The organism is Nitrospirota bacterium, assembly GCA_016214385.1.
Lineage (GTDB): Bacteria > Nitrospirota > Thermodesulfovibrionia > UBA6902 > JACROP01 > JACROP01.
This window is the reverse complement of the sequence record JACROP010000007.1, coordinates 24950-32329: the sequence shown is the minus strand read 5'-3', so window position 1 is coordinate 32329 and position 7380 is coordinate 24950. Positions and strand designations below refer to the sequence as shown.

Genomic DNA, 7380 nt, shown 5'->3' with positions numbered 1-7380 from the left:
CTCTTCCTGAAACGCATAGCGATTTATGTGAGCGCCCCTCAAAACAATTTGTCCTTTATTTTCATCTGACAAAAACTCAGAATGTGCTGTAAGATTAACTTCACCCTGCTGGGATTGTGCAAAATGTTTAAGAATGCTCCCTTGGGAAACCCTGTTCAGTTTTAGAGCAAGGTTAAAATCATCGGTGGTCATATTGGGATAGCTCGGAATGCTTAAATTTTCCTTATCAAATTCTTCAATTTGAGATGGTTTAATCGTTAAAGATGTTGAACTCTCCCATATGTCCTTTCCCGGATGTATTCTAATAGAAAATGATAATGGGGCGTCCTTTCTGAGGATATATATACATGTAGAAAGCTTTGCCTCTGAGAAAACTCTATTTGCGGGATCATCCTTTTGCGGAAATGCTTCTATTTCCTGAATGCTAGTTTTTATTAGCATATATTTACGAAGAGGCCTTGCCTGTTTGTCAGCCAATAGTGACATTGGAACTATAAACCCGTGCATCCCTTTATCTTTGAGAAGATTTAAGGATAGAACACTAAATAAACGATAAAGATTTAGTTTGCTTCCAATGGCTGGTCCATAAATCAAATTTTGTGAGAAAAAGTCTTTTTCTGGTTCTACATCTTTTCCCTGTTCAAGTTCGGACAAAACATCGTAAGGCGGATTGCCTATCACGCAATCAAATCCTGGGTTTTCCTTTCTCAGATGGCCTTCAAAGAATACCTCTGGAAACTCAAGCTCCCAGTGGAAGAACCTCTTGTCGTCAGCGAAGGCCTTTGCTTCTTTAAACCACTGCTCATTTCTCAGATTTTTCCATAGATCATCGTTTGCCCTTAAATTATCCTGAAGGCTCTGGTATTTGCTAAAGTCAATCCCATTACCAAAATAAACAGATGTCCATATATCGGCCACATCCTGAAAGCGGGATACAATATTTCTAAAATGTTGGTACAGCCTTTCTTTCTCCCTTATTTGCTCAACTGTGTCCGAAGGAAGTCCCTCTATCTGTGCAAAGGCACCTAAGAGGATGTTAACCTTCTCTTTGAAGATGCTCTCAAAAAGGCCCAATTGTCTTGGTTGTCCTTCAGCAGTCTTTTTCTTTTTCAGTTCAGGCAAACCTGCCAGATCTTCTATCCTTGCACCTATGAGGGAATTACCGCATCTTAGATGATGGTCAAGGAAATTGAGGGGTCTGTTCCTTGCTACTGTATGTAACCAGAGGGATAACTTTGCAAGTTCAACTGATAGTGGGTTTACATCAACTCCAAAAATGCATTTCTCTACTACCTCACGCCTTGCCCATCTTATGTCTTCTTCGTCAGGCTCACCCTCCCCCTTACCCCCTCCCATCAAGGGAGGAGGAGTTGCTGGTAATTCACCCCCTACAACATTAATCAATTCATGGGCAAGAAAATCAACGGCCTCAACAAGGAAATGACCAGATCCCATTGCAGGGTCAAGGACTTTTATGGAAAGAAGTTCATCAATAAAGTTGTTCTCAATCCTCTGAAGCTCTTTTTGATAAAGCTCCCTGTTTATTCCCCTTGATGTCTTTATCTTTTCTTTAAACCCTGAGATTTTTTCAGCAATGTTTTTTTTCTTTTCTTCAATTACAGGCCTCAATGTATTTTCTACGATATACTCCACAATATAGTCAGGTGTGTAATAACTTCCTGTTGCCTTCCGTTCTCCTTTGTCAGTTACAAGATATATCGCACCTGCCTTGATAATTTCATCTTCTCGTATCTTTCTGGCATTGTCTCCGGCTTTATTTAGCAGGATATAGACTTCTTTGCCCATTTCCTTAACTGGATATATGTCTTCCTCTGCCATTTTAAGCTTATACTCAAGGAGTCCTTCATAGATGGAGCCGAGGTGCCTTATTTCAAGGCTTCCATAATCTATGTATGCCTTCTCAGATGAGCGAGAAAGCAGATCAATTGCTCTGGAAATATAAAAATCTCCCAGCCTATTTCTTTCAAGAAAAGGATGTTTCTCTGGATTAAAAAGACCCCCATTATAGGGAGGCACATCAAGCTCTTTATTCCCGTTGTTTATTATCTCAAAGAGCTCTTTGAGTTTATTCCAGTAGTGGAATGTAGAAGCAGGAATACTCTCATTTTGGTCAAGCCTTCTTGATATTTCTTTTTTCAGGGAATCGAAGCTGTAGGATTCTGTGTAAAGAGTGTTTTCATATAGAGGGAGAAGTTCCCTGTATTCTGCATAGAGAATAAACAAAAGACGGTAAAGGAGAATCAGTGAGTTATCATGAACTTCTTTTAGATTTTCCTGCGACAGTCTGTTTCCATGTGTTTTCAGGAAACCCTCTGATAAAACCTTCAGGGCCTTATATACATTCTCTTTGAGTTCGTCTCCAACCTCTTTGGCATAATCAACACTGCCCTTATAGACCTTATCAAGAAAGGCCGGGAAAGCATCTGCAGAAAAGAAGATATAGAAGTATTTGAAGTCATCAAGACTGCCGTAAAGCAGCAGGTCTTCAAGGTCTATTTCATAATAAATATCAAGACGCTTTGAGGTTTCTCTTTCATACAAACGCCAGAACCTTCCATCTGTAAGAATTCCCCATTTGACACCTGTCAACCACAGGTATCTTGACATCTGTAATGAAGGGTTTTGCATTTCAAAGGGATCTGCCTCTATCTTCGATTTCCTATCAAGTGGCCTTCCCCATCTCTTTGCCTCACCGATACAGAGGGCGGTGCTAAAGTATCTGCCTTCTTTTTTCTTTCTTGCGGACCTTAGTGCATCGTTATCCCTGAAAAGGGCATAATCAGGCTTCTTTGCCCATTCCTCTCCTATGGCTGGTGGCTCTACATCAATGGTAAAGCCGAGAATCTCAAAAATCCCATCAAGGAAATGTTTTCTTAACTGGCTTTCGTTTAGTGATGGGAGTTCTAATTTCTTTGAGTCATAGAGGGTTTTTATCTTTTTAAAGACTGATTCAACATTTATCTTCCATTCATTTTCTCCGGGGAGGAGATTGGCGAGATAGTGATTTGAAAATAAGGCTCTATTTTTATGGCGTCTTACCATTACTAATTTTTAGACTCTATTCACCATTTCAATTATTAATATGATAAATATAGACGATTTCTCACAAATATGGAATAGTTCTTTTGTAACTAGTTATCTCGCCTTTTATGTGATATCTTGCTTAACTCTATTTTCAAGGTTTCTATCCCCAAAATATGTTGAAGTTTTGGTAAAATGTAGCATGGCCGGACAAAATCGTGATAAAAGGCTTCCCCTGATTCAGGGGGCTGATCTCAATGGAAGGGTAGTCCTTGTCAGGTTTGACCACAATGTCGTAAAGAATGGTGTTGTAAGAGACCCTTACAGGATAGACCGAAGTCTCGGCACCCTTTACAACATAGTGGAGAGGGGAGGCAGGCCTATCCTCATGACTCATGTGGGAAGGCCCAGGGACAAAAAGACAGGCCAGATAAGGTGCAGCCTCGGGGATTCTGTAGAACCGATTGTTGAATACCTTGAACACAAGCTCCACACAAAGTTCCATATTCCAAAATTTAATATTGACCCTGAGCGAGGGATAGCAGGTATTGACACATCGATAAACCTCGCCATAAAAGACCTGAAAGACAGAAAAATCGGAGGCGTATATCTCCCGAATACAAGGTGGTTTCAGGGAGAGGAGGCAGAAGGCCCTCTCAGGGAGAGCTTTTCCCTTCAGCTTGCAGGCCTTGCAGACATCTATATAAATGATGCTTTTGGTTCATGGCAGCCACATGCCTCAACTTACGATATTACAAGGCATCTCCCATCCTATGCAGGCTTTCTCATGCAGCAGGAGATAGAGAACTTGAGTCGCATCATGAACCCCGAAAGGCCGTTTGTTGCAGTTGTCGCTGGCGCAAAATATGACACCAAGATAGGGCCGCTCTATGCAATCTACGACAAGGTGGACAACCTGATTTTAGGAGGGGTCATATACAACACATATCTCTGTGCCAGGTATGACATTCACATCGAGGGTGTTACTGACAGGGACATAGAGGCAGCAAAAGAGCTTGTCGCTATGGACAGGGAAAAGGGCAAGATTATAGAGCTTCCCTACATCGTTGAGTCTGACACAATAGAAGGGAAGGTGGAGGATAAGTACAGGACAATATCCATCAAAGACTTCAAAAAAAGAAAGAGGTACGGTTATGTCCTTGACATTGACCCGGAATCATTGATAGACGAGAAGGTCTCAAAAATTATAGCCGATGCCAGGACTATCTTTGTCAATGCAGTGATGGGCTTTACTCCGCATTTTACCCTCGGCTCCGAGGCCCTCGACAGCACAATAGACAAAAACAGTATTGCCCTCAAGATGTATGGAGGTGGCGACACACTCCAGGAGTTCAAGAGCTTATGCCCTGGCCTTTATCTTTCTGTTATGGATAACGCAAAATACTATTTCTTTACAGGCGGAGGAACTGTGCTTACTGCCATAGAACAGGGCAGTCCCTATGGATTAAAACCAGTGCAGTCCCTGATGGAGAATAAAGAGAGATTCGGGAAAGATGCGCGCTGAAAAACTTATCCATGACTGGATGGTCGCATACCTCAGGGAAAAACTTTCGCGGGATTATAAGGAGGTAAGCGTAAACCTCGAAGGTGCCCTCTCAGGGCTCGGCGCAAAATTAATCCTTATGGTCCCCAGAAATTCAAAGACAAAGGTCGTGGAACTTCTCTGGCAAAAAGGACTTGCTGATAAAGTTGCGGTTGGAAGTTATGAAATAGTGATTAATATGCCTTAGCTCTTCAGGGTCGCAATGGCCTTCTTATGCAGTTCAACATTTCCAGAGGCAAGTAATGGAGCTGTCTTATTGACCCCTATCTCAATTTCATCGAGCTCTCTCCCCTCAAGGTCAGTAACAATACCACCTGCCTCCCTTACTAAAAGCCAGCCTGCTGCAAAGTCAAAACTCCTCGAAGGCGCAGGAGTAACAAATATGCTTATAGAGCCCTGTGCAAGAAGGGCCATATCAAGCGCTGTTGAGCCGAGACACCTCGTCCTCATTGAAAGGTAAAGAAGAGGCGAAATCCTCGGGATGTCCCTTTTCGGCATCTGAGCTTCATAGGCAATAACTCTGATCTCATCGTCCTGTTGTGTCTTTATGGGCCTTTCATTGAAAAAGCTACCGCTGCCTCGGAAAGCCCAGAATTCATCACCGTTTACGAGATTTATAATGTAGCCGAGCAACGTGTCTCCAAGCCTGTTTCCGTCTACCAGTGCAATTGAGGTCGAAAAAAATGGCAGGCCAGAAAGTGCATTCTTGCTGCCATCTATAGGGTCTATTAAGAGTCTCTGGCCACCTCCCCTGATATCCTTCCAGCCGTATTCCTCGGACACAAGGGTAACAGGCACTTTGAGCCTTTCTATTTCTTCAAATACTATCTCCTCAGCTTTTCTGTCTATGGGATAAGTCTTATCCCCGCTTGCCCCTTTCCCGAGGGGAGCGCTTCCATAAAGCTCCCACACAAGGGGCGGGACCTCAGCCCTGAGTCTTTTACCAATCCTTCTCAGCGTTGATATATCCATTTTTAAAATTTAAAACCGAAATCAGGAATCAGGCCAACCACGACCTGCAAGGAATCTGTCAGAAGCATCAGGCCAAAAGCTATAAGCAACAAACCGCTCAGGATTATTATTGCCTTCATGTATCGCTGAATTGCGGTTAAACGACTAAGAAAAGCATTTATGGCAATGGAAGTTATAAAAAATGGGAGGCCCAGACCAATCGAGTAAACAAGCAGTAAATTGAATCCGTAAGAAACAGAACCTGTTGTGCTTGCATAAAGGAGGATTGAGCCGAGGATTGGCCCTATGCATGGTGTCCAACCTGCTGCAAAGGTCATCCCTATGAAAAAAGAGCCGAGATAGCCCGATGGTTTGCCACGAACATGAAGCTTTCTCTCTCTTGAAAGAAACTTTATATTGAATACACCCATAATATAAAGGCCGAAGATGATTATAAGGACTCCGCCGCCAATCCTTAAGGCATCCTGATGCTGCATCAAGAGGCCACCTATGGCAGAAGACGATGCGCCGAGTGAAATAAAGATAAAGGAGAACCCAAAAATAAAGGCGAGGGAATTGATGATGGTAAGCTTTCTTATTTTAGCTCTGTCTCCTGTTCTCATATCCTCGAAAGAGGCGCCTGTCATATATGATACATATGATGGTATTAGCGGCAGGACGCAGGGCGAAAGAAAAGAGAGAAAACCTGCAAGAAAGGCAAGTGGATAAGATACATCAGTCATCTCTTGCACACTCCCCTGTGTCCCCTTTTATTTTTTCTATGGCATGGGGGATTACATTCAGGATTATTTCTAAGTTCTCCTTAACCGCAGTTGGACTACCAGGCAGGTTTATTATCAGGGTCTGTCCCCTCACACCTGCTACAGCCCTTGAAAGCATAGCTCTATTAGTCTTTTTCAATCCTTCCATCCTCATTGTCTCGGCTATGCCAGGTATCTCCCTTTCTATAACATCCATTGTTGCCTCTGGAGTCACATCCCGCGGCGTAAGTCCAGTGCCTCCAGTAGTCAGAATAAGGTCTGCCTTACTACACAGGTTGAGGAGCGTCTGCTTTATTAATTCTTTTTCATCAGGGAGGACCTCATAGCTGACCACTTCGCCATTGATTGTCTTTATAATCTCGGCAATGGCCGGGCCGCTCCTGTCTTCACGCTCACCCTTCGAGCCTTTATCGCTTAGTGTTAATACAGCAACTTTTATCATAATAACAAGTTAAAAGTTAAAAGTTAAAAATCCCTATATACTTCCTCAACTCTCAACTCTTACCGTTTAACTCTTATAGTGTCTCCCTCCGTGACCTTACCGCCTTTAAGCACCCTGACAAAGATTCCTTCTTTCGGCATTACACAATCCCCTGCCTGGCGGTAAATGGCGCAGCGGGTATGACATTCCTTGCCTATCTGGCTGACTTCAATCACTACATCATTGCCTATACTTATTTTTGTGCCGAGAGGAAGGCCGAGGAGATCAATGCCCTCTGTTGTTATGTTTTCGGCAAAATCACCAGGGCCAACTTTCAGGCCCATGGCCTGCATCTTCTTTATACTTTCAAGTGCAAGGAGACTCACCTGCCTGTGCCATTTTTCAGAGGCATGGGCATCTCCATTAATACCGAAATCTTCCCTCAAATAAGCCTCTGCTGTCTTCTTTTTCCTCTGCCCCTTTTTGTCGCTGATATTTACTGAGACAACCCTGCCCTTCATTGTGTTAGGATAACATAAAGACTTTTTGAAAAGGAAGGACGTAGGGCAATATTACCTTTTGACATGTGGCTCTTATTTTTGCAAAATAAATTAGGCCAA

At 42.9% G+C, this 7380-nt stretch carries 7 protein-coding genes; 2 read left to right on the top strand and 5 right to left on the bottom strand.

Annotated features, from left to right (window positions below; genetic code table 11):
- On the bottom strand, positions 1–3063 hold a 3063-nt coding region (locus tag HZC12_00425), incomplete at its 3' end, for an N-6 DNA methylase (protein ID MBI5025201.1).
- 181 nt (positions 3064–3244) lie between these two features.
- Between HZC12_00425 and HZC12_00420 the strand changes: the two genes are divergently transcribed.
- Both HZC12_00420 and HZC12_00415 read left to right on the top strand, forming a co-directional pair.
- Complete coding sequence (locus tag HZC12_00420) at positions 3245–4567, top strand: phosphoglycerate kinase (GenBank protein MBI5025200.1); 1323 nt, start codon at positions 3245–3247, stop codon at positions 4565–4567.
- On the top strand, positions 4557–4793 hold the full coding sequence (locus HZC12_00415; GenBank protein MBI5025199.1) for a hypothetical protein: 237 nt from the start codon (positions 4557–4559) through the stop codon (positions 4791–4793). The genes HZC12_00420 and HZC12_00415 overlap by 11 nt, the downstream gene beginning before the upstream one ends.
- Here the strand turns inward: HZC12_00415 and HZC12_00410 are convergent.
- Genes HZC12_00410 through HZC12_00395 form a run of 4 tightly spaced genes read right to left on the bottom strand, consistent with a single transcriptional unit; the run spans position 4790 to position 7281 of the window.
- Positions 4790–5578 carry a hypothetical protein gene (locus tag HZC12_00410; GenBank protein ID MBI5025198.1) on the bottom strand — a complete coding sequence of 263 codons (789 nt, stop codon included), beginning with the start codon at positions 5576–5578 and terminating at the stop codon, positions 4790–4792. The genes HZC12_00415 and HZC12_00410 overlap by 4 nt on opposite strands.
- A 2-nt stretch (positions 5579–5580) precedes the next feature.
- Positions 5581–6300, bottom strand: a complete 720-nt coding sequence (locus HZC12_00405; GenBank protein MBI5025197.1) for a sulfite exporter TauE/SafE family protein — start codon at positions 6298–6300, stop codon at positions 5581–5583.
- Positions 6293–6781, bottom strand: a complete 489-nt coding sequence (locus HZC12_00400) for a MogA/MoaB family molybdenum cofactor biosynthesis protein (protein MBI5025196.1) — start codon at positions 6779–6781, stop codon at positions 6293–6295. The genes HZC12_00405 and HZC12_00400 overlap by 8 nt, the downstream gene beginning before the upstream one ends.
- A gap of 59 nt (positions 6782–6840) precedes the next feature.
- A complete protein-coding gene (locus HZC12_00395; protein MBI5025195.1) occupies positions 6841–7281 on the bottom strand; it encodes an MOSC domain-containing protein in 441 nt (146 codons plus the stop codon).
- Positions 7282–7380 lie beyond the last annotated feature (99 nt).

Bases quoted from the DNA above. Each gene is read 5' to 3' on its own strand.
- HZC12_00420 (MBI5025200.1), top strand. From the start codon at position 3,245: ATGGCCGGACAAAATCGTGATAAAAGGCTTCCCCTGATTCAGGGGGCT.
- HZC12_00415 (MBI5025199.1), top strand. From the start codon at position 4,557: ATGCGCGCTGAAAAACTTATCCATGACTGGATGGTCGCATACCTCAGG.
- HZC12_00410 (MBI5025198.1), bottom strand. From the start codon at position 5,578: ATGGATATATCAACGCTGAGAAGGATTGGTAAAAGACTCAGGGCTGAG.
- HZC12_00405 (MBI5025197.1), bottom strand. From the start codon at position 6,300: ATGACTGATGTATCTTATCCACTTGCCTTTCTTGCAGGTTTTCTCTCT.
- HZC12_00400 (MBI5025196.1), bottom strand. From the start codon at position 6,781: ATGATAAAAGTTGCTGTATTAACACTAAGCGATAAAGGCTCGAAGGGT.
- HZC12_00395 (MBI5025195.1), bottom strand. From the start codon at position 7,281: ATGAAGGGCAGGGTTGTCTCAGTAAATATCAGCGACAAAAAGGGGCAG.